This is a genomic window from uncultured Roseobacter sp., from assembly GCF_947493125.1.
Lineage (GTDB): Bacteria > Pseudomonadota > Alphaproteobacteria > Rhodobacterales > Rhodobacteraceae > Roseobacter.
Genome location: NZ_CANLQB010000010.1, coordinates 27318 through 48654, shown reverse-complemented (window position 1 = coordinate 48654; position 21337 = coordinate 27318). Strand labels below are relative to the sequence as shown.

General features: G+C 64.7%; 23 protein-coding genes. 8 read left to right on the top strand and 15 right to left on the bottom strand.

What is annotated here, in order from left to right; translation table 11 throughout:
* Nucleotides 1–84: 84 nt before the first annotated feature.
* Nucleotides 85–2013: a 1-deoxy-D-xylulose-5-phosphate synthase gene (gene dxs, locus Q1A71_RS19945; RefSeq protein WP_299680762.1), complete on the top strand. Its 1929-nt coding sequence runs from the start codon at nucleotides 85–87 to the stop codon at nucleotides 2011–2013.
* On the opposite strand, the gene Q1A71_RS19940 is transcribed toward dxs, so the two are convergent.
* The 8 genes from Q1A71_RS19940 to Q1A71_RS19905 form a co-directional block, all read right to left on the bottom strand.
* The gene (locus Q1A71_RS19940) at nucleotides 2014–2808 is read right to left on the bottom strand and encodes an alpha/beta fold hydrolase (protein ID WP_299680760.1); all 795 of its coding nucleotides are present in this window, start codon (nucleotides 2806–2808) and stop codon (nucleotides 2014–2016) included. It abuts the gene before it with no gap.
* Nucleotides 2801–3802, bottom strand: a complete 1002-nt coding sequence (locus tag Q1A71_RS19935; RefSeq protein WP_299680757.1) for a P1 family peptidase — start codon at nucleotides 3800–3802, stop codon at nucleotides 2801–2803. Before Q1A71_RS19935 ends, Q1A71_RS19940 begins: the two co-directional genes overlap by 8 nt.
* Before the next feature lie 76 nt (nucleotides 3803–3878).
* On the bottom strand, nucleotides 3879–4229 hold the full coding sequence (locus tag Q1A71_RS19930; RefSeq protein WP_299680754.1) for a cupin domain-containing protein: 351 nt from the start codon (nucleotides 4227–4229) through the stop codon (nucleotides 3879–3881).
* The gene (locus Q1A71_RS19925) at nucleotides 4226–4972 is read right to left on the bottom strand and encodes an SDR family oxidoreductase (RefSeq protein ID WP_299680750.1); all 747 of its coding nucleotides are present in this window, start codon (nucleotides 4970–4972) and stop codon (nucleotides 4226–4228) included. The genes Q1A71_RS19930 and Q1A71_RS19925 overlap by 4 nt, the downstream gene beginning before the upstream one ends.
* 106 nt (nucleotides 4973–5078) lie before the next feature.
* Entirely contained in the window at nucleotides 5079–5576 is a 498-nt protein-coding gene (locus Q1A71_RS19920; protein WP_299680747.1) for a GNAT family N-acetyltransferase, read from the bottom strand.
* 47 nt (nucleotides 5577–5623) lie between these two features.
* Nucleotides 5624–7219, bottom strand: coding sequence for an ABC transporter ATP-binding protein (locus Q1A71_RS19915; RefSeq protein ID WP_299680744.1), 1596 nt, complete (start codon nucleotides 7217–7219; stop codon nucleotides 5624–5626).
* Entirely contained in the window at nucleotides 7216–8031 is an 816-nt protein-coding gene (locus Q1A71_RS19910) for an ABC transporter permease (protein WP_299680741.1), read from the bottom strand. The genes Q1A71_RS19915 and Q1A71_RS19910 overlap by 4 nt, the downstream gene beginning before the upstream one ends.
* Entirely contained in the window at nucleotides 8028–8975 is a 948-nt protein-coding gene (locus Q1A71_RS19905) for an ABC transporter permease (RefSeq protein WP_299680738.1), read from the bottom strand. Before Q1A71_RS19905 ends, Q1A71_RS19910 begins: the two co-directional genes overlap by 4 nt.
* Nucleotides 8976–9123: 148 nt before the next feature.
* Here Q1A71_RS19905 and Q1A71_RS19900 point away from each other — a divergent pair, with 148 nt between their 5' ends.
* Nucleotides 9124–10269: an acetoin utilization protein AcuC gene (locus Q1A71_RS19900; protein ID WP_299680735.1), complete on the top strand. Its 1146-nt coding sequence runs from the start codon at nucleotides 9124–9126 to the stop codon at nucleotides 10267–10269.
* A gap of 143 nt (nucleotides 10270–10412) precedes the next feature.
* Here Q1A71_RS19900 and Q1A71_RS19895 read toward each other — a convergent pair whose 3' ends face one another.
* Both Q1A71_RS19895 and Q1A71_RS19890 read right to left on the bottom strand, forming a co-directional pair.
* A complete protein-coding gene (locus Q1A71_RS19895; protein WP_299680732.1) occupies nucleotides 10413–10622 on the bottom strand; it encodes a hypothetical protein in 210 nt (69 codons plus the stop codon).
* Between the two features lie 473 nt (nucleotides 10623–11095).
* Complete coding sequence (locus Q1A71_RS19890; protein WP_299680729.1) at nucleotides 11096–12565, bottom strand: ABC transporter substrate-binding protein; 1470 nt, start codon at nucleotides 12563–12565, stop codon at nucleotides 11096–11098.
* Nucleotides 12566–12694: 129 nt separating this feature from the next.
* On the opposite strand from Q1A71_RS19890, the gene panB reads away from it, so the two are divergent.
* Nucleotides 12695–13516, top strand: coding sequence for a 3-methyl-2-oxobutanoate hydroxymethyltransferase (panB, locus tag Q1A71_RS19885; protein ID WP_299680726.1), 822 nt, complete (start codon nucleotides 12695–12697; stop codon nucleotides 13514–13516).
* Nucleotides 13513–14367 (top strand): pantoate--beta-alanine ligase, encoded by an 855-nt coding sequence (panC, locus tag Q1A71_RS19880; RefSeq protein ID WP_299680723.1) that lies wholly within the window; start codon nucleotides 13513–13515, stop codon nucleotides 14365–14367. The genes panB and panC overlap by 4 nt, the downstream gene beginning before the upstream one ends.
* A gap of 134 nt (nucleotides 14368–14501) precedes the next feature.
* On the opposite strand, the gene Q1A71_RS19875 is transcribed toward panC, so the two are convergent.
* The 5 genes from Q1A71_RS19875 to Q1A71_RS19855 form a co-directional block, all read right to left on the bottom strand.
* Nucleotides 14502–14786, bottom strand: coding sequence for a type II toxin-antitoxin system death-on-curing family toxin (locus Q1A71_RS19875; protein ID WP_299681017.1), 285 nt, complete (start codon nucleotides 14784–14786; stop codon nucleotides 14502–14504).
* A gap of 97 nt (nucleotides 14787–14883) precedes the next feature.
* Nucleotides 14884–15057 carry a hypothetical protein gene (locus Q1A71_RS19870; RefSeq protein WP_299680720.1) on the bottom strand — a complete coding sequence of 58 codons (174 nt, stop codon included), beginning with the start codon at nucleotides 15055–15057 and terminating at the stop codon, nucleotides 14884–14886.
* A gap of 157 nt (nucleotides 15058–15214) precedes the next feature.
* On the bottom strand, nucleotides 15215–15865 hold the full coding sequence (locus Q1A71_RS19865) for a LysE family translocator (protein ID WP_299680717.1): 651 nt from the start codon (nucleotides 15863–15865) through the stop codon (nucleotides 15215–15217).
* A gap of 145 nt (nucleotides 15866–16010) precedes the next feature.
* The gene (locus Q1A71_RS19860) at nucleotides 16011–17288 is read right to left on the bottom strand and encodes an acetylornithine deacetylase/succinyl-diaminopimelate desuccinylase family protein (RefSeq protein WP_299680715.1); all 1278 of its coding nucleotides are present in this window, start codon (nucleotides 17286–17288) and stop codon (nucleotides 16011–16013) included.
* An 80-nt stretch (nucleotides 17289–17368) separates the two neighbouring features.
* A complete protein-coding gene (locus Q1A71_RS19855) occupies nucleotides 17369–18619 on the bottom strand; it encodes an aminotransferase class V-fold PLP-dependent enzyme (RefSeq protein WP_299680712.1) in 1251 nt (416 codons plus the stop codon).
* A gap of 93 nt (nucleotides 18620–18712) precedes the next feature.
* On the opposite strand from Q1A71_RS19855, the gene Q1A71_RS19850 reads away from it, so the two are divergent.
* The 4 genes from Q1A71_RS19850 to Q1A71_RS19835 all read left to right on the top strand — a co-directional run bounded on the left by Q1A71_RS19850 (nucleotide 18713) and on the right by Q1A71_RS19835 (nucleotide 21299).
* Nucleotides 18713–19540 (top strand): formate/nitrite transporter family protein, encoded by an 828-nt coding sequence (locus Q1A71_RS19850; RefSeq protein ID WP_299680709.1) that lies wholly within the window; start codon nucleotides 18713–18715, stop codon nucleotides 19538–19540.
* A 68-nt stretch (nucleotides 19541–19608) separates the two neighbouring features.
* Nucleotides 19609–19797, top strand: a complete 189-nt coding sequence (locus tag Q1A71_RS19845) for a PLDc N-terminal domain-containing protein (RefSeq protein WP_299680706.1) — start codon at nucleotides 19609–19611, stop codon at nucleotides 19795–19797.
* A gap of 31 nt (nucleotides 19798–19828) precedes the next feature.
* Entirely contained in the window at nucleotides 19829–20704 is an 876-nt protein-coding gene (locus Q1A71_RS19840; RefSeq protein WP_299680703.1) for a YihY/virulence factor BrkB family protein, read from the top strand.
* Between the two features lie 97 nt (nucleotides 20705–20801).
* On the top strand, nucleotides 20802–21299 hold the full coding sequence (locus tag Q1A71_RS19835) for a DNA starvation/stationary phase protection protein (protein WP_299681014.1): 498 nt from the start codon (nucleotides 20802–20804) through the stop codon (nucleotides 21297–21299).
* The last annotated feature ends 38 nt before the right edge of the window (nucleotides 21300–21337 follow it).

Genomic DNA, 21337 nt, shown 5'->3' with positions numbered 1-21337 from the left:
GCTGCGACGCCTTTTCTTTTCCAGGGGTGGCGACCCCGGCTTTGGCAAGAGCTGGCCGCCCCGTGATAAACGGAGACGTGCGCCATGACCAAACCCGACACACCGACACTTGACCAGGTGGCAGGCCCCGCGGACCTGCGCCAGATGTCCGATCGCACGCTTGGCGCTCTGGCGCAGGAGCTCCGCGCCGAGGTGGTGGATGCGGTCAGCCAGACCGGCGGGCATCTGGGCTCCTCGCTGGGCGTGGTTGAATTGACCGTGGCGATCCATGCGGTCTTCGACACGCCGCGCGACAAGCTGATCTGGGACGTGGGGCACCAGTGCTATCCGCACAAGATCCTGACCGGGCGGCGCGACCGCATGCACACGCTGCGGCAGGGTGGCGGCCTGAGTGGTTTCACCAAACGCAGCGAAAGCGACTACGACCCCTTTGGGGCAGCGCATTCCAGTACGTCGATTTCTGCCGCGCTCGGCTTCACGGTGGGGCGCGACATGGGCCAGCCCACGGGCGATGCGATTGCGGTGATCGGCGATGGCTCGATCAGTGCGGGCATGGCCTATGAGGCGATGAACAATGCGGGTGCCGAGGGGCGCAGGCTCTTCGTGATCCTCAATGACAACGAGATGTCGATTGCCCCGCCTGTGGGGGCGATGTCCTCCTATTTGTCGGGCCTGTCGGATCTGACCCGGAAGGGCCCCTTTGGCGGGCTCATGGCGATGGCCGAGGGCATGGAGCAGCTCGCGCCAAGGCCGGTGCGTGAAGGCGCGCGGCGGGCGCGTGAGATGGTCACTGGGCTGGAGAGCAAGGGCACGTTTTTCGAAGAGCTGGGCTTTGACTACATCGGTCCCATCGACGGGCACGACATGGGTCAGTTGCTGAGCGTTCTGCGTGCCGCCAAGACGCGGGCCACGGGGCCGGTGCTGATCCACTGCTGCACGGTCAAGGGCAAGGGGTATGCTCCGGCGGAGGGCTCTGCCGATAAGTACCACGGTGTTGCCAAATTCAATGTGGACACGGGCGTGCAGGCCAAGGCCAAAGCCAACGCGCCGTCCTACACGGGTGTCTTTGGCGACGCGCTGACGGAGGCGGCGGCCCGTGACCCCAGCATTGTCGCGGTGACGGCGGCGATGCCGAGCGGAACCGGCGTGGACCGCATGGCCAAGCGCTTCCCGGCGCGGGTCTTTGACGTCGGCATCGCCGAGCAACACGGAGTCACCTTCGCCGCCGGAATGGCGGCGAGCGGGCTCAAGCCTTTCTGCGCGATCTATTCCACCTTCTTGCAGCGCGGCTATGACCAGGTGGTGCATGACGTGGCTCTGCAAGGGCTGCCGGTGCGCTTTGCCATCGACCGTGCGGGGTTGGTGGGCGCCGATGGGGCGACCCATGCAGGGGCCTTCGACATTGGCTATCTGGGCGCGCTGCCCGGCATGGTGGTCATGGCGGCGGCGGATGAGGCGGAGCTGGTGCATATGGTGGAAACGGCTGTCGCGCATGACGGCGGGCCGATCGCGTTCCGCTATCCGCGCGGGAACGGCACGGGCGTCGCGCTGCCGGAGCGTGGTGAGGTGCTGGAGATCGGAAAGGGCCGGATGATCCGTGAGGGCACGGGTGACGTGGCCCTGCTCTCGCTTGGCACACATCTTGCGGAATGCGAAACGGCGGCAACGATGCTGGACGCCGAAGGGATCAGTGCGACGATCGCCGATGCGCGCTTTGCCAAGCCGCTCGATATGGAGCTGATCGCCGAGCTTGCCCAGACCCACAGCGCGCTGGTCACAGTGGAGCAGGGCGCGCAGGGCGGATTCGGCGCCATGGTGCTGCAGGCGATGGCGGGGCAGGGGCTGCTCGATCACGGCTGTCGGGTGCGCACGGTTTGCCTGCCCGACCGCTTCATCGATCAGGCGGCACCCACGGAGATGTATCGCGATGCGGGCGTCGATGCCGAAGGGATCGTGCGGATGGTGCTGGGCGCGTTGGAGCACGATCGGAAGATCGTCACGCTGCACCGCTGATCAGGAGGCAAGCCCGCCTATGAAGTGCCGCAGGTGGTGCGCCACCTGATCCGGCGCGTCCCAATGGGGAGCGTGGCCGCACCCTTTGATGACCGTGGTTGGAATGTCGATCAGGGCGGCTTGTGCGTCTGCGAGCGGGATCAGCAGGTCCTGTTCGCCGAGCAGAGCGTGGAGCGGAACCTCCGGGCGGGCGTGGAACAGAGTGGCATCGGCGGCCGCAACGGCTGCAAGTTGGTGGGCCATGGCCTCGGCCGATTGGGCATACGGATAGGCCAGCGACTGGGCGATGGCCGCGTCGATGGCACCCGGGCTCTGGTACAGGGCCGGCGTGAAGATCCACGGCAGGAACAGCCGCAGCCAGGTGTCGGGCGGCGCGCTTGACCGGCGCACGGAGAGCAGGCCCTCGAAAAGTGCGGCGTTGCGGGCCGGGTGCAGCGGGGCAGAGGCCATCATTGTGCAGCTCGCAATACGCTCCGGCGCAAGGGAGGCCAGTGCCCAGGCAATGTAGCCACCCAGCGAATGACCCAGCACATGGGCGCGGTCATGACCCAGATGATCGAGCAGCGCGCGCGCATCCTCGGCCCAGATTTTGGGAGAGGCCGGTGCGTCCCAAGGTGTGGTGCGCCCGGTGGTGCGGTTGTCGGGACAGATCAGGGTGAAGTGGTCGCTTAGGTGCGGGATCAGAGGCGCCCAGCTCGCGCAATCGGACATCATCCCCGCGATCAGCAGCATAGGCGGGCCGTCGCCCGTGACCTCATAGTGCACGGTCACGTCCGAAAGGGTGAGCTCAGGCATTGAGGTCTTTCCAGCAGGGCAGAAGGTCATCGGGCGCGCGGGTCGCCTCATAGACCGCGCGAGCGATGGCGCGACTGAGGCAGAGGGCGGCTGCGTGACCGATGAGCGGCGTGTTTTCCGCCGCATCCGCCTGAGCGGGATCGCCCGTGGAGAGTGCGAAGACCAGATCGCCGTCACCGGGAGAGTGGGCCGGGATACAGGCGCGCGCGATCCCGTCGTGGGCCGCGACGGCCATGCGGTGGCATTGTGGTTTGGTCAGTGGCGCATCGGTGGCAACCACGGCGATGGTGGTATTGCCGCGCTCGAACATGGCTTTGGACTTGCGGCTGGTGAGATTGCGGCCAAGTCCGCTGTTGGGATCGGGGCCGAGGCCGCCGAATTCATCGTCGATCTCGAAGGGAGCGGCGTAGAAATGCCTGTCGCCGGGCGTGGTGACGGCCCCCAACGGGTTGACGGCGGCGAGCGCGCCGACAGAAGTGCCGTCGGGCAGGACCAGCGACGCAGAGCCCAGCCCGCCCTTTAGCATTGCGGTGAGCGCGCCGGTGCCGGCGCCCGCCGTGCCAATGGCGAAGTCCGCGCTGGCGGTCTCAAAGGCGTCGCGACCGAGGGTGGGGTAAGGGGTCTGCTCCCAGCCTTTGTCGCCACCGTTCAGCAGATCAAACAGAATGGCGGCGGGGACGATGGGCACACGGGCGCTGCCGACGGGGTAGCCGCGCCCCGCTGCGCGCAGCCCATCCACCACGCCTGAGGCGGCATCGAGGCCGAAGGCGGAGCCGCCTGAGAGCAGCAACGCGTCGATCTCGCTGACGGATTTGTCGGGGGCCAGCAGATCGGTCTCGCGCGTGCCGGGCGCGCCGCCCATGACATGGACGGAGGCGATGAAAGGCTGATCGGCGGTCACCACCGTGCAGCCGGATTTCAGGTTGTGATCTTCGGCGTTGCCGACGCGCAGGCCGGGCACATCTGTGATCAGATTGCGGGGGCCGGGGGTCATGCGAGGTTGGTCAAAGGCGCGCCCTGCGGGCGCATTCCATGTTTGATTTGAGTATTTGGGGAAGAATGAAGGGCCATCAGATGCGCGGTTTGGGGGCTGCGGTGGTGGCATCACCGGTGTTGGGTTCGCCCTTGGGTTCGATCAGCAGGACCTTGCACTCCTGCTCCGCGCGCGGGCGATGGGTTACACCTTTGGGCACCACGAAAAGCTCTCCCGCCTTCACCGGGTGGGAGCTGTTTTCAAGGTCCATCACCATCTCGCCTTCGAGAACGAGGAAGAGGTCATCGGTGGTTTCATGCAGATGAAACGGAAACTCGCCCTGAAAGCGGACGACCAGCACCTCATTGTCATTATAGTCGGCCACCACGTGCGGATCCCAGTGGGTGGTGAACTGCTCCAGTTTCTCAGCCAGATTGATTGTCTTCATATGCACCGCCCTCCATCGACTTCCAGCGCGACCCCGGTGATCATGGAAGCCTCATCCGAGCAGAGAAAGCAAGCGGCATTCCCGAGGTCCTGCGGGGTGGAGAAGCGGCCGAGCGGGATGGTGGCGAGGAACTTGGCGCGCATCTCCGGCGTGTCCTCGCCCATGAAGGATTTCAGCAGTGGTGTTTCCCCGGCGACCGGGTTGAGGGCGTTCACGCGCACGCCGGCGGGCGCGAGTTCGATCGCCATGGCCTTGGTCGCGGTGATCATCCAGCCTTTGGAGGCGTTGTACCAGTTGAGGTTGGGGCGCGGGCTGAGCCCGGCGGTGGAGGCGATGTTGAGGATCACGCCGGCCTTTCGCGACTTCATATGAGGCACGAAGGCCCGGGCGGTCAGGTAGACGGATTTCGCATTCACCGCGAGCACGCGGTCGAAGTCCTCTTCGCTGACGTCTTCGAGGGGGGTGGGCAGATGCGTCACGCCTGCGTTGTTCACCAGGATATCGACGTGGCCCCAGGCCTCCATCGCGGTGCGGGCCATGGTGTCCACGGAGGTGCCATCGGCGACGTCCACCCTGCAGGCGATGGCGTGATCGCCCATCTGGTCGGTGAGGTCCTGCGCGGTGGATTTGTTGATGTCGGCGATCATCACCCGGGCGCCTTCGGAGGTGAACTTGCGCACGATGCCCGCGCCAAAGCCCGAGGCTCCACCCGTGACGATGGCCGTCTTCCCTGTCAGTCGCATGATGTCCTCCCATCCACGCAATTTGATGAAAATATTGCGTATTTTCTTTGCTGTTCTCCGCCTCAGCCTCTGATGCAATCCGCTCGGCGCGTCGTCTGCCCGACGGCTAGAAATCGTAGACCAGAACCCACCGGTTGTGTCCATCACTGTCCGCGGTTGCGGTTGCGTAGCGATGCGGCAGGAAGCCTTCCCGGATCCAGAAGTGCATGGCGCGGGGGTTGGCTTCAAGCACGGAGAGTTTGAGCGCGGCGATTCCCTCCGCCTGCGCCGCCTCCTTGATCAGATGTACCACAGTTCGTCCGATCCCGCGCCCGCGAAAGGCAGGGTCGAGCAGAACCAGACCAATCCACCAATCCTCGGGCAGCTCATAGCCTTTGGCAATACAGAGCATCCCGACCATCGCCGGGCCTTCCATGATGGCGAAATGCAGCAGATCGCGCTCGGTCAACCCTGGTGGTGCCGCGGTGAAGAAGCTGTCAATGAAGTCCATGTTGGGGGCGTGCCCCACTTCGAGCGTCACGTAGTCCGCGGCTCGCATCGCGAGGTCGAGCGCGTCTTCGGCGTGATCGGTTCGGGTGATCGGAGAGAGCGTGAGATCAACCATGCCGGAGGTTCCGTCGGCCGAAGCCGCCGGGCCATACCGGGCAAAGGTCAGATCGATCCGTCACCACTGTGCTGCATCCTCAAATCGGGCAGCTTGGGTGCTGCCTCTAGCAGCTTTGTGGTGTAAGGATGTTGAGGGTTGGTAAACACGGTCTCGGTTAAGCCTTCCTCAATGATTTCACCGGCTTGCATCACCATGACCCGATCAGTCACGGAGCGCACAACGCTGAGGTCGTGAGAGACGAAGAGATAGGTGAGCCCATAGGTGCGGCAGAGATCGGCGATGAGGTCGAGGATCTGCGCCCGCACCGAGACATCAAGAGCGGAGACGGCCTCATCAAAGAGGATCAGTTCGGGCTTGATGATCAACGCGCGGGCAATGGCGATGCGCTGGCGCTGTCCGCCGGAGAATTCGTGAATATAGCGGGTCGCGTCATCCGGCTGCAGACCGACGGCGGTGAGCGCTTCGGCGATGGCCTGCGCGCGGGCCGCGCCGGTGGGCGGAGCGGACAGCAGGTGGAAGGGTTCGGTGATCAGCCGGGCGACGCGGTGGCGGGGGTTGAAGCTGCCGAAGGGGTCCTGGAAGACCACTTGCATGCGGCGGCGCGCGCCCGGGTCCTGGCCGACAGGCGTATCATCGAGCAGGATCTGGCCCTTCTGTGGTGTCTCAAGCCCGAGAATTGCGCGGGTGAGGGTGGACTTGCCGCAGCCGCTTTCACCTACGAGGCCCAGGCGCTCGCCGCGCATGATCGTGAAACTGACGCCTTTTACGGCGTCGAACTGACCGGGAGGCGAAAAGAGCCGGGTGCGGGGGAGGCGGTAGCTGCGGTGGAGATTGCGGACCTGCAAAAGAGGCGTGGGCGGTGGCGGCGCAGGCAGGTTGACCTGATGGGTCGAGGCCTCGAAGAGCATACGCGTATAGGGGTGTTGCATGGTCCGCAGCAGGTGCCAGGTCGGCCCGGTTTCGACCACCTCGCCGTGACGCATGACGGCGATGCGGTCGGCGATGTCGGCCACCACCGCGAGGTCGTGGGTGATGAGGATCAGCCCCATGCCGAAGTCCTGCACCAGGCCCTTCAGGAGGGCGAGTATCTGCGCCTGCGTGGTGACATCCAGGGCGGTGGTGGGCTCGTCTGCGATCAGCAGCTTCGGGTGCCGCGCGATGGCCATGGCGATCACCACGCGCTGGCGCTGGCCGCCTGAGAGCTCATGCGGGTAGCGGCTGAGCGGGAAGCGGTCGGGCCTCAGACCGACGCGAGTGAGGATATCGCGGGCCTGTGCCTCCGCGTCGGCAGTGGGGTCGTGCAACCGGATGGTCTCGGCGACCTGTCGCCCGATGGTATGGACCGGGTTGAGGGCGGTCATCGGCTCCTGAAAGATCATTCCCATCTCGTTGCCGCGCAGGGCGCAGAGCTCGGGCTCGGGCAGGGCTGTCAGGTCGGTCGCGCTGAGACGGATGGTGCCCGTGCTGCGCGCGCCGCGCGGCAGCAGCTGCATGATGGCGAGGGCTGTCATGGATTTGCCGGAGCCGCTTTCGCCGGTGATGGCGAGGATCTCGCCGGGGTCGACGGTGAGGCTTACCTCCTTGAGGATCGGGGCATTGCCGATCTGGAGCGACAGGCGGTCGATCTCGAGCAGGCTCATGTGCGGGCTCGCTGCAGGCGTGGGTCGAGCGCGTCGCGCAGCCCGTCGCCCAGCAGGTTCAGCCCCATGACGATGCCGATGATCGCGAGACCCGGCACGATCGCGAGATGCGGGGCGAGGGTGACCAGCGTTTGCGCGTCGGCCAGCATCCGGCCGAGCGACGGGGTGGGGGGTTGCACGCCGAGGCCCACAAAGCTGAGCGCCGCTTCGACCTGGATGCCCAGGGCGAACTGGATGGTGCCCTGAACGATCAGCAGGTTGAGGACGTTGGGCAGGATATGCTCGACCGAGATATGCGCGCGGGTCTTGCCGGCAACACGGGCGGCGAGGATGAACTCTCGCTCCCAAAGCGGCAGCGCGCCGCCGCGGGTGACGCGCGCGAAGACGGGGATGTTGAAGATGCCGAAGGCGATGATGGCGTTTGTGGCCGAGGGGCCGAAAACCGCCGTGATCAGGATCGCCATGACCAGCAGCGGGAAGGCGAAGACGATGTCATTGCCGCGCATGATGGCCTCGTCAAGCCAGCTGCCTTTGTGCATGGCCGCGGCGAGCCCAAGCGGGACACCGACGCTGAGGCCGATGGCGAGCGCCAGAAGCGCCACGCCCAGCGAGGTGCGCGCGCCGACCATGGTCATGCTGAGGATGTCGCGACCCAGTTGGTCGGTGCCGAGCAGATGCGCTGCCCCCGGGGGTTGCAGCTTGTTCGGGATATTGAGGCTGGTGTGGTCGTGGGGTGTCCAGATGAGCGAGAGGAGCGCGAGGCCGATCAGGACCGCCGAGAGCAGCGCGCCGATGACCAGCGTGCGGCTCATGCGCGTGACCTCAGGCGCGGGTCGACGGCGGCATAGGCGAGATCGACGAAGAAGTTGATGAGGATCACCGCGAAGACCACGAGCATCACGACGCTTTCCACGACAATGAGATCGCGGGCCGAGATCGACTGGAAGATGAGCCGTCCGAGGCCTGGCAGGTAGAAGACCTGCTCGATGATGATGGTGCCCGCGAAGAGGAAGGAGAACTGCAGCCCGATGATGGTGAGGACCGGGATCATCGCGTTGCGCAGGCCGTGGCGCCAGAGGGTCTGGCGGGCGGAGAGCCCCTTGGCGCGGGCGGTGCGCATGTAGTCTTCGCCCAGAACGTCGAGCAGCGCCGAGCGCATCACGCGGGTGAGGATCGCGGCCTGCGGCAGCGCGAGCGCAATCGCGGGCAGGGTCAGGGACGTGAGGCCGGCGATCAGCCCCTTGTCCCAGCCCGCGAAGCCGCCCGCGGGGAACCAGCGCAGGTGAATGGCGAAGACCAGCACCAGCATCATCGCGAACCAGAAGTTCGGCAGCGCCACGCCCAGTTGCGTGGCGCCCATGACGCCGAGGTCACCCGCTTGCCCGCGCCGGGAGGCCGCGAAGATGCCCGCAGGAAAGGCGATCAGGATCGACAGGGCGAGGGCATATAGCGCCAGTGGCAGGGAGACGGCGATGCGGTCGGCGACCATCTCGGAGACCGGTGTGCGGTAGGTGTAGGAGGTGCCGAAATCGCCCGTCAGCATGCCGCCGACCCAGTTGAGATACCGCTGCACCTTGGGCACGTCGAGGCCAAGCTCGGCGCGCAGGGCGGCCAGGGTTTCGGGCTGGGCGTTGATGCCGAGCATGAAGGACGCGGGATCGCCAGGGGCCACTTCGATCAGCGTGAAGATGATCAGCGACGCCACGGCGAGGCTGAGGACAAGCGAGGCCAGACGTTTGAGCACGTAGCGCAGCATTGTGAGGGAGGTTAGTGGATTTGCGGGCGATGTGTAACTCTATCGTTCGTCGTGTCGGCGGTGGTGTTGGGGCTTGCATATTTGGGGAACAATGAAGGGGACCTCCGGCGCGCTTGTTGTTGGGGGTGGTCGGTATAGGTTGGGGCTTATGGGGCAGCCTCTTTTCATCGGATCTGAGATCTTCCGCCATTCCAGCTATGGCCGCTGGCACCCGCTACGAGTGCCGCGTGTGAGCACGGTGATGGACCTCAGTCGCGCGCTGGGATGGTTGCCGAAAGAGCAGTTCATCACCGCGCCGCGGGCGAAGCCGAAGGCGCTGGAAGCTTGGCACACAGCGGAGTATGTCGCGGCTTTACAACGGGTTGAGGCGGATCAGGCGGTGACGGTAGAAGACCTGCAGCGGCATGATATTGGCTCGGTCACGAACCCGGTCTATCCCGAGATCTACCGGCGCCCGGCGACGGCGGCAGGAGGGTCATTGCTGGCCGGGGAGCTGTTGCGCGAGGGCGGGGTGATCTACAACCCGCCGGGCGGTACGCATCACGGGATGCCCGACCGGGCGAACGGGTTTTGCTATCTCAACGACCCGGTTCTGGCGATGCTGAGCCTGCGCCGGAACGGGGTGCGGCGCATCGCATATGTGGACATCGACGCGCATCATTGTGATGGGGTCGCGGTGGGGTTTCACGGCGATCCGGACTGCCTGATGATCTCGGTGCATGAGGAGCGGCTCTGGCCGCGCACGGGGCCGCTGGAGGATGACGCGGGCGGATCGGCGCTGAACCTGCCGGTGCCGCGCGGGCTGAATGACAGCGAGATGGCGTTCATCCGTGAGGCGCTGATCGTGCCTCAGGTGGGGGCGTTTCGGCCCGATGCGGTTGTGCTGCTGTGCGGGGCGGACGGGGTCGAGGAGGACCCGCTGGCGCATCTGTCGATGAGCAACAATGCGCATTGGGCGGTGGTGGCCGCACTGATGGGGATGGCGCCGCGGCTGCTGGTGCTGGGCGGGGGCGGGTACAACCCGTGGTCGGTCGGTCGGCTGTGGACCGGGGTCTGGGCGATGTTGAACGGGCACGGGATTCCAGAGCGGTTGCCTGCGGAGGCCGAGGCCGTGTTGCGCGCCTTGCGGTGGGAGAATACACGGCGAGGCAAGAGCCCGCCGGAGCACTGGTTCACCACCCTCCGGGATGCGCCGCGGGAGGGGCCCGTGCGGGACGAGATCAAGGACCGCGTGCATGTCCTAACGCAACGGTCGGCGGGCCGGTTGAGGCCAACACGGCGAATCATAGGTTAACGTAGAAAAACTTGGGGTCCGACACGTCGGTATTACGTCGGTATTTTGTCGGTATCGCGTCGGTGTGGACGTCGGTGCGACGGGGGTTAACAGGGCGCGCGGCTAAGTTTGTGACCAAAGCGTAGCGGTGGCGCCCGGTTGTCTCAGACAGGCATGTTGTCGAACATGTCCTCAAGCGCTTCGTCGCGCAGATCGTTGTTCATCCGCTCGAGCCGACGCGGCACGATCTGGCCGGAGGCTTTGAGCGTGGCGAGCACACGGTCGAACTGGGGTTGCAGCGCAATGCGCTCCTTTGCCGAGGCGTTCTCGATTAGGTGCTCCAGGTGGGACGCGCGCTGTTGTAGATCAGTCAAGGCAGTCTCCTTTCGTCCAAAGAGGGTTGTCTTGCAGGATGCAGCAGCTTCGGATCAGACCTAATCCGAATGTCGTAGTTGTACTCGGAAAAGTAGAAACTGAGCAAGCAAATGCGTAAAAAATAGGCGCCACTTTTCGTGATGATAGCACCTTAGGCAGCGTGTTTGTTTGACTTCGATCAATTGCTGCAATGCGCAGACGCTGGCGTATGGAAATTGCTGTTTTGCGGCGATGTGCAGTGAGCCCTCTGGTCTCAATTCCAACCGTGTCTCAGGATGGGTCCAAGGCTGATTCGAAGCGCTCCCCGATGATATGACCGAACCGGAAAACCGACCGGACCGGTTCAGCTGTGCCGCCCGGCGGATGGCGCCGGGCAGCGGCCGATCCCCCTCGATGGGGGGGAGGGCGCTTTTCCTCTATCCGGTGTGGCAGGCCTTTTGAGACGCGGACGCGACAGTCCCCCGACCGGGTATCATTCGGCCCAGCTGACACCAGTGAGGTCGGTCGCCTGAGTGGGGGCGTTGGCCCAGAGACCGCGCAGCTCGGCCCGGGCGACAGACAGCTGGGCGAGCTGGAAGAGGTAGCCGTTCACATAGTCATCCGCGATCATCTGCTGCGCCTGGCCCATCATCTCGCTCCGCTTGTCCGGGTCGGTGGTGCTGTTGAGCTTAGTGATCAGGGCCTGGAACTCCGGGTTGTCGTATTGGAAGTAGTAGTCCGGGTTGGCGTAGATGCCGATGTCCATGGGTTCGGTGTGGCTGACGATGGTCAGGCCGAACTCCTTGCCGCGAAAGACGCTCTCCAGCCACTGGGCCCATTCGACGTTGATGATCTGTGCGGTGATCCCGACCTCTGCCAGCTGTGCCGCGACGATCTCGCCGCCGCGCCGGGCGTAGGAGGGTGGGGGCAGGTGCAGGGTGGTTTCAAACCCATCTGCCAGCCCGGCTTCCGCCAGCAGGGCGCGGGCCTTCTCTGGGTCATGGCCGGACTGGCCCGTCAGGTCCTTATAGGCCGGGTTGTGCGGGGCAAAGTGTGTGCCGATGGGGGTGCCATAGCCGAACATCGCCCCGTCGATGATCGCCTGCCGGTCGATGGCATGGGCCACGGCCTGGCGCACCAGCGGGTTGTCGAAGGGCGGCATCTTGTTGTTGGTCGACAGGATCGTCTCGCCTTCGGTGGACCCGACGAGCACCTGAAAGCGCGGATCGGCCTCGAACTGCGGCAGGTTCTCGGGCGCGGGGAAGGCATAGAAATAGTCCACATCCTCGGCCATCACCGCGGCGAAGGCGGCGGTGGGGTCGGATATGAACTTGAAGGTCGCTGCTTGGAGTGCCGCCGGCGTGCCCCAATAGTCCTCGTTGCGGGTAAGTTCGATGCGGTCGGATTGCACCCACTCGACGAATTTGAAGGCGCCGGTGCCGATGGGGGTCTGCTTGATGCCCTCAATGCTCTCGGGCGCCACGATCACCGCGTCGCCCCAGGCGAGGTTGAAGAGCATATTGCCGTTGGGCTCTGACAGGGTCAGCTGCACGGTCAGCGGGTCGATCACGTCCACGGAGGCGATGGCCGTGTAGAGCGCCTTTTGCGCATTCGCGCTGTCTTCGGCGAGAATGCGGTCGAGGGTAAATTTCACATCCTCGGCATCCATGCTGGTGCCGTCGTGGAAGGTCACGCCCGCGCGGAGGGTGAAGGTGTAGGTGAGCCCGTCGTCGCTGACTTCCCAGCTTTCCGCGAGACCGGGCACGACCGAGCCATCGGCCATGAAGCGGGTGAGCCCTTCGAAGACGTTGGAGTAGAGAACCGTGTCGATGGCGCCGGCTGCGGCTGAGGTCGGGTCGAGGTGCGGCGGCTCAAGCTGTACGGCGACGGTGATATCGGTTTGCGCGTGCGCGTGGGCGGCGATCAGGCAGGCGGCGGTGGTCGTCATCAGGCGGTGCAACATGGCGGTCTCCCCGTGGGTGCAATTGTGCGCCCAGCTTTCCCGCAAACGCCGCGTCGCGCAAGGGACAGGTGGTCTGCGCCGGCGTGGGCTGTTATTCCGCGCGGCGAGAGACCAGCGAAAGGCCCGCCCATGAGCGCCACCGCCCGCAAGACCGCGCCCTTGCCCGACGATATCCGGGCCATGAAAGGCGGCACGCCGATCGTCAGCCTGACGGCCTATACAACGCCCATGGCGCAGATGATGGATGCCCATTGCGACTTTGTGCTGGTGGGCGACAGCGTCGGTATGGTGCTGCACGGGCTGCCCTCGACGCTGGGCGTGACGATGGAGATGATGGTCATGCACGGGCAGGCGGTGGCCCGGGGGCTGTCGGCTGCGATGATGGTGATCGACATGCCGTTCGGGAGCTACGAGGAGAGCCCCGCACAGGCGTTTCGAAATGCGGCGCGGCTGATGCGCGAGACCGGCGCGGGGGCGGTGAAGCTGGAGGGCGGCGTGGCGATGGCTGAGACGATTGCCTTTCTGGTCGCACGCGGCATTCCGGTGATGGCGCATGTGGGGCTGACGCCGCAGTCGGTGAACACTTTAGGCGGCTACACCGTGCAGGGGCGCGGGGCGGCGGGGGCCGCGTTGCTGGCCGACGCGCAGACTGTGGCCGAGGCGGGCGCCTTTGCGGTGGTGTTGGAGAAGGTGCCGCAGGGGCTGGGTGATGAGATCACGCAGGCGGTGCCGATCCCGACGATCGGGATTGGCGCGTCGCCGGGCTGTGACGGGCAGATCCTCGTGGTCGATGACATGCTGGGGCTGTTCACGGCCTTCAAGGCGAAGTTCGTGAAGCGCTATGCCGAGCTTGGCCTAACAGGCGAGGCGGCGATTGCGGCCTATGCCGCGGATGTGCGGGCCCGGCGGTTTCCGGGCCCGGAGCATGTGTTTGCGGACCAGGCCCCATGACCGCGCCGATTGTGCGGACGCGGGCCGAGCTGCGCGCGATGACGCGGAGCTGGCGTCAGGCGGGGGAGACCATCGGCGTGGTGCCGACCATGGGCGCGCTGCATGACGGGCACCTGAGCCTCGTGGCGCGCGCCAAGGAGATGAGCACCCGCGTGATCGTGACGATCTTTGTGAACCCTAAGCAGTTCAACAATCCGGATGATCTCGCGAATTATCCGCGCACCGAGCATGAGGACGCGCGCAAGCTGGCGCGCTTCGCGGTCGATGCGATTTATGTGCCCGATGGGGCGCAGATGTACCCCGACGGCTTTGCGACGAACGTGAGTGTGGCGGGGCTGACGGATGTGCTCTGCGGGGCGCATCGGGCGGGGCATTTCGATGGGGTGGCGACGGTGGTGTCGAAGCTCTTTCTGCAGACCTCGGCGGATTTCGCCTTCTTCGGCGAGAAGGATTTCCAGCAGCTGCAGGTGGTGCGGCGCATGGCGCGCGATCTGGATATCCCGGTGGAGGTGGTCGGTTGCCCGACAATCCGCGAGATCGACGGGCTGGCGATGTCATCGCGCAACCTGCTGTTATCGGATCAGGCGCGGGCCCGCGCGGCCACGCTGCATGAGGTCATGGAGGAGACGGCGGAGAAGCTGGGGCAGGGGGCCTTGATCACCGATCTTCGCGCCGTTGCTGAGGCGCGGCTCAAGGCTGCTGGGTTTGGCGAGATCGACTATCTGGAGATGCGGACCCACGACACATTGGCGCTGATCGAGGCGGCACGGGAACCTGCCCGGCTCTTTGCAGCGGTCTGGATGGCGGGGGTGCGGCTGATCGACAATATCGAGGTGCCAGAGGCGCGGTAGAGCGTCGGTCTGACATCCAAGACGCCCCGTTCCGCTGGTCCCCCCGGCGGGAACCGCCGGGCAGCGCCCGACCCCCTTCGATGGGGGTGAGGGCGCTTCTTGCCACTCGCTGGGCTGACGGTCAGCCCGAGCCGCTAGGCGTCGAACCGAGTGAGCCGCGCGCGGAACCAGTCTTCCAGTGCGTCTTGTGACATGTCACCGGTGACGACATCGACCACCACATCGTCGATGCGGTCTCCGGGATGAAGCGCAAGGTCATACCCGCTGTTGAGGCAGAGCACCTCGGTGCTCAGCCATGCCGTGCGTTTGTTGGCGTCGTTAAAGCCGTGAGACGTGGCGAGCCCGTGCAGCAGGGCCGCGGCTTTTCGATGGATGGGCCGATGATAGCCATGATAGGGGCGGCCAATGGCGCCGAGGATGCTGTCGAGATTGCAAATGCCGCGCAGCCCGCCGAAGGCGTCGAGCGATTGCTCATGCGCCTCCAGAACGTCGCCAAGCGTGACTCGATAGTGCCGTTTACCGATTGGCCAGCCGCTGCAGGGCGTCCCTGTTCTTTCGGATCGAGGAGCTCACAACCTTGGGCGTGGCCTTGCCGGAGGCATGCACAGAGGTGTCCCCGCCGTCCTTGCGGACCGCGAAAGTGCCCTTTGGGGCGGTGCGAGCGACGGTGGCGGTGGTTTTCTTGGCCATGTCCTTGGGGTCCTTCCTTGACCTAAAAATGCACATCCGGACGCAGGATATCAAGAGATCGTAAAGGAGACATGATTTGAGCTTTCGCCTTCACACGTCGTGAGGTGAATAGAGTTTCGCACCCAGCCGCAAGACTTTCATATCTTAAGTTGTGCCGCTAGGCGGCTTGTGGCCCGCGCTGTAGTGCCGAGCGCAGGAGTGTGAGCCCCGCCAGCGCAAAGAGTGCCGCGACCGTTCCGTCGATCCAGCGGCGACATCGCGAATAGCGCTCCATCACGGCGCCAACCGAAAATGCGAGGGCGTAGCCCGCGTAAATCGCAAACCCGATCACCATACATCCAGCCGTCGCGACCGCGACGCTTGCAGCCCCGTCGTCCGCGCCCAGACCGACGGACAAGGCCGCCATCCATGCCACGACTGCCTTGGGATTGGACATGTTCAGCATCAATCCCTTGAGAAACCAATGCCCAGTCTTTGTCGCTGATCCATTTATGTCGCCGCCGTCCGCGGTGTCCTTTCGCAGAGCGGATCGCGCTGAACCATAGGCCAGCCAAAGAAGATAGAGCCCGCCTGCGACCTTGATTGCCGCAAGAAGATGGGTTGTTGTTTGCAAGACCGCGCCCAATCCGGTCGCCGCCACGAGGCCCCAAAAGGCGAGGCCGACCCCAAGCCCGGTGCCGAACAGCATGCCTGGCCTCCGGCCAAGACCTGCGGAGATCGTGCTCACCGCAAGTGTTGCAGGGCCGGGCGACACGGCCACAATGAAAAAGGCCGCAAAAATGGCAAACAATCCGGTCCAGTCCATCATGGGCACACCTCTGCAAGTCGAATGAGACGCACGCTAGCGGTTGCACGATGGCGCTTCACTTCCATAAATCAGTCAAAGCTCGGAAATCTGCCGTTCGCGCTCCGCACAGCATCAGCGATGGCGGTGCACTGTAGGTCCGAAGGCTTCAGGCACGCGGCAGCAGCAGGGTTTCGAGGGCGCGGCCCATGACTTTGGCGCTGTCGATCATGTCTTGGATGCCGACGTATTCATCGGGTTTATGCGCAAGCTCGAGGATGCCCGGACCGTAGGCGATGCAGTTCTTCAGCTTGCCGATGCGGTCGATGTGCTTTTGATCGTAGGTGCCGGGGGAGGCGACGTATTCGGGTGGTTTGCCGATCACATCCTCGATGGCCCGGGCCACGGTTTGCACCACGGGCGCGTCGCGGTCGGTCATGGAGGGCAGAACGGAATTAAGCTCGGTGATCTCGTAGTCGAAATCGGCGCGGGTGGCCTTCAGCCCTTCGAGCAGGGCGGTGACCTCGGCGCGGACCTGCTCGAGCGGTTCTTCAAGCAGAAAGCGGCGGTCGATCACAATGCGGCAGCTGTCGGGCACGCAATGGGCGGGCAGGCCGGTGAAATCCGGGTCCTGCTCGGCCTGGCCGCCGTGGATGGAGTTGATGTTCATCGTCGATTGCCGGGCGCCATCGGGGACGACGGGCATATCGGTGCGGCGCTGCGCCATGGCGGGGAAGAGCTTGTCTTCGAATTCATTGAGAACCGCGCCCATGTGGCGCACGGCGCAATCGCCCAGGAAGGGCATGGAGCCGTGGGCGATCTCGCCCTTGGTTTCGATCTCGGCCCACCAGCCGCCGCGGTGGCCAAGGCAGATGCGATCCTTGTTGAGCGGCTCTGGGATGATCACGTGTTGCACGCGCTTGGGGTCGAAATAGCCCTGTTCGGCGAGATAGGCGACGCCGCCGTAGCCACCGGATTCCTCATCCGCCGTGCCCGAGATCTCGATGGCGCCGTGATAGCCGGGGTGGGTGGCGATGAAGGCCTCGGCGGCGATGAGGGAGGCGGCGAGCCCGCCCTTCATGTCGCAGGCGCCGCGGCCGAAGATCTTGCCGTCTTTGATTTCGCCGCCAAAGGGCTCCATCGTCCAGCCGCGCCCGACTTCGACCACATCGGTGTGGCTGTTGAAATGCACGCAGTCGCCGGCGTGCGCGCCCTCATGCCGCGCGATGATGTTCCAGCGCGGGAAGGTTTCGCTGTCACCGGGGGTGCCGGTCGCGCGGATCAGGTGCGTGGCAAAGCCATGGGCAGTCAGGCGCCGGTCAAGATAGTCGCAGATCTGGCGATAGTAGGACCCGGGGGGGTTCAGCGTCGGGATGCGGATCAGCTCTTGGGTCAGGACGATCAGATCGTCGCGGCGGGCGTCGATGGCGGCGGAGAGGGCTGTCATGGATCCAGTCATGCGCGGCGGCGGGCGGCTTGGCAAGAGCCGGGCCCCGGGCCGTGCATATTTGTGCGCCACAAAAGCGGCTAGGCCGTGATGTCCTTCATCGCGGTCAGGAAGGCGCGGACCTCGTCAAAGCTGTTGTAATGGCAGAGCGAGACCCGGACGGCGGCCTCCAGCCCGAGGGGCGTGAGGATGTTGCCGGAGTAGTGGTCGGCCTTGCGCACATGGGTGCGGATGCCCTGGGCATTGAGGGCGGCCACGATGTCGGCGGCGGCGTGCGTGTCGAGGGCGAAGGTGACGAGGCCTTCGCGCGCGGGGTTGTGAGGGCCGCCGAGGATGGTGACGCCCGGCAGGTCTGCAAGACCGGGCAGATTGCCGAGCCCGTGCAGCATCGCCTCGGTCAGGCTGTGTTCGTGGCCGTGGATCGCGCGCCCCGCGGCTTCGATGCGAGTGCGGGGGTCGGGGCTGTCGCTGTGCTGCCCGCCCAGCCAGTCGAGATAGGCGACCACGTCGGAAAACGTGGCATAGGCGCCGGTGTCGCGGGTGCCCATCTCCCAATTGTGCGTCGGGCCGTGTGCGAGCTGTTCCAGCGGCAGAGCCGTCAAACGGTCCGAGACCCAGGCCACGCCGTAGCCATGGCGCGCGAAGGCCTTGTAGGGCGAGATGACATAGCCGTCGATATCGTACGAGCGGATGTCGATATGCCCATGGCTCGCGTGCTGGATGCCGTCGACGATGATGACTGCTTTGGGTGCTGTGGCGCGGATGGCGGTGGAGATGGCGGCCACATCGTTGGCGATGCCGGTCACCGGCGAGGTGTGCAGGATCGTGGCAACGCGCACTTCCGGGGTGACGCAGCGGGCGTAAGCCTCTGCGGTCACGGCACCAGTGGCATCGTCATGCGGAACGGAGATATAGGGTTTCTGCGCCTGGTCTGCCCAATGCGTGGCGGCGGAGCGGGAGGCGGGATGTTCGACGGTGGAGCCGATCACAGCGCCCACAGGCGTGCCCATCACGGCGGTGCGGACCAGCCGGAAGGTGAGCTCGGTGCCGCTTTCGCCGACGAAGAATTGCCCGCCGTCGGGATTGAACAGCGTGGCCATATCCGCCCTGGCCCGGGCGATGGTGTCCATCAGCGCGTGGGCCGCCGGATTGTCGCGGCCCTGATTGTCGGGGATCGCGGCGAAACGAGCCGAGGTATCCACAACGCTGTTGAGGGTGAGTGCCCCGCCCGCGTTCTCGAAGAAGATGCGCGGGCCCTGGAAAGGGCAGCTTTCGACATGGGCAAAGCGGCTGCGGATCTCGGACATCAGGGTTGCGGCGAAAGCGGTCATGGCGGTCCTTCGGACAGAGTCTTCGGAACCCATTCAGGCGCAAGCGGGTTGAGTGTCAAGTGATGGACAACGAGAGGGCGCGCGGCACCTGATATGCGAGATGATGTGGCACACGGAGACGAAACGAAGGAAGAAGCATCGGTTCAGGAGGCAACGGCCCTTGCGCCCAAGCTGATCTATGAGGTCATTCGCCGGGAAGGCGAGGAGGAGCTGGCGCGGACCAAGCGCTCGCTCATCTGGTCCGGCGTCGCGGCGGGCGTGATGATCAGCCTGTCGGTACTGGGCGAGGCGATCTTCCGCACCTATCTGCCAGATCAGCCGTCGAGCTATCTCATTGAGAACCTGGGATATTCTCTTGGATTTCTTGCTGTGATCCTGGGACGGATGCAGCTCTTTACCGAAAATACGATCACCACGGTGCTGCCGGTCATGGTCGAGCGCACCTGGCATACCTTTGGTTGCATGCTGAGGCTGTGGGGGATTGTGCTGGGGGCCAATGTGGTCGGCGCCTTTGCCGTGGCTGCGCTCTTTGTGTTCACACCGGCCTTGCCCAGCGACATCATGCCCGCGGTGGTCGATTTGTCGTATCATGCAACAGGCATGGGCGCGCAGGCGTCCTTCTGGCGGGGGATCCCTGCGGGTATCATCGTGGCGCTGATCGTCTGGATGATGCCGCAGGCGGAGAGCGCGAAGTTCTTTCTGATCCTGCTCTTCACCTGGCTGATCGCGGCGGGGGACTTCACCCATATCGTGGCCGGATCTGTCGAAATGGCGGTGTTGGTCTGGATGGGCGAGCTGGGTGCAGGCCAGGCGATTGGCGGGTTTTTCCTGCCGGTTCTGGCGGGCAATATCATCGGCGGCACCGCGATCTTCACGCTGATGGCCTGGGGTCAGGTGCGCGACGAGCTGCCCCGATCCTGAGCGGTGTAGCGGAACCATATGGTTCCGCCGTGCGTTGAATTTGCAAGTAGACAAAGGAGAGAAAGACCATGGAATATGCAGGAATAGGTGGATTTATCGTTCTGGTTCTGAACATCTGGGCCATCGTGTCGATCATCGGCTCGAGCGCCTCGACCGGCTCGAAAGTTCTTTGGACACTGCTGGTGCTCGTGCTACCTGTGGTTGGATTCATCGTCTGGCTGATCGCCGGACCCCGTGCTGCGAGGGCCGCCATCTAACATGCCCCAAGGGCAACCTTTAGGTTTCGCGATGAGCCGTGCGGCCGTCTTTGCCGCCGGTAAGCAAATCGCCACCAACAACCTCAGCCTCATTGCGGCTGGGGTTGCTTTCTATTCGATGCTCTCGGTTTTCCCGGCGCTGGCGGCCCTGATCGCGGTGCTGAGCCTGATCGCCGATCCGGCGGTGGTGATCACCCAGCTGGAAGAGTTTCGCGGGCTGATGCCCGATGCGGTCTACAATATCCTCAACCGACAGATCGTGACCCTGGTGAGCGCAAGCTCGGGGACGTTGGGCTGGGCTGGTGCGATCTCGCTGGGCCTTGCGCTGTGGTCGGCGCGTGCGGGGGTGGGCGCGATGATGCACGGGCTGAACGTCGTCTATGCCCGCGAAGGCCGGTCGAGCCTCAAGCACTACCTGCGGGCGCTGCTGCTGACGGTGAGCCTGCTGGGTGTGGGCGTGGTGTCGGTGCTGACGATCGTGGTGACGCCGATCGCGCTGGCCTTCTTTCCGCTTGGGCCGCTGGCGTCCTTTGCGCTGGAATTGTTGCGCTGGGTGATCGCCATTGTGGTGATCTTCGGCGGGATCGGGCTTTTGTATCGCTTTGGCCCGAACCGCAAGGGGATCAAGATTGGCTGGCTGACGCCTGGAGCGGTGATGGCGGGCACCAGCTGGGCGATGATGTCCATCGCGTTTTCCTACTACGTCGCACATTTCGGCAACTACAACGAGGTCTATGGCTCTATCGGTGCGGTGATTGCCATGCTGGTCTGGCTCTGGCTGAGCAGCTTTCTGGTGCTGCTGGGTGCTGCTCTGAACGCCGAGATCGAAAAGCGCAGGCCGGAGTCGCCGCCGGAGGTGTACGGGCCGCCGCCCCCTCCCGAGCCGATGCAGCAGGCAGCGGAGTAGGTGCGTCAGCCCGTCACGGGGGGCGATTTTTCGGAACAGTTGGGTGGGATGTCTCGTTTCTTTCTTAACACGAGAAAGGAAGAAAGGAGACATGAGCATGACAAGCGCTTTGAATGTTGTACCCGAGACGACCGACATCCGTACAGGTGTCGAGGATGCTGAAGCCATGGCGAAAGGTCTGGAGAACGCGCTGGCGGATACCTACCGCCTGATCTTCAAGACCCATGCCGTGCATTGGAATGTCGAGGGGCCGCTGTTCTTCTCGGTTCACAACCTGACTGAAGAGCAGTACGAGAACCTGTTCGACGCGGCGGATGAACTGGCCGAGCGGATCCGGGCCCTGGGCCAGCTGGCGCCATCGACCCTGTCGTCGATTGTGGCCAATTCGGTTGTGCAGGATGAAGAAACACCGGCCTCCGCCGGAGAGATGTGCGAAGATCTCGCAGCCGACCACGAGCGGGTGGCACATCGCCTGCACGCGCTGATCAAAGTGGCGGGTGACAATGAGGACCCGGTCACCGAAGATATGGCGACCGAGCGCGCCGCCTTCCACGAGAAAGCCGCGTGGATGTTGCGGTCGATCGCCAAAAGCTGATCACCGAAATGCACAAAAAGCCCCGCTGTCCCGGCGGG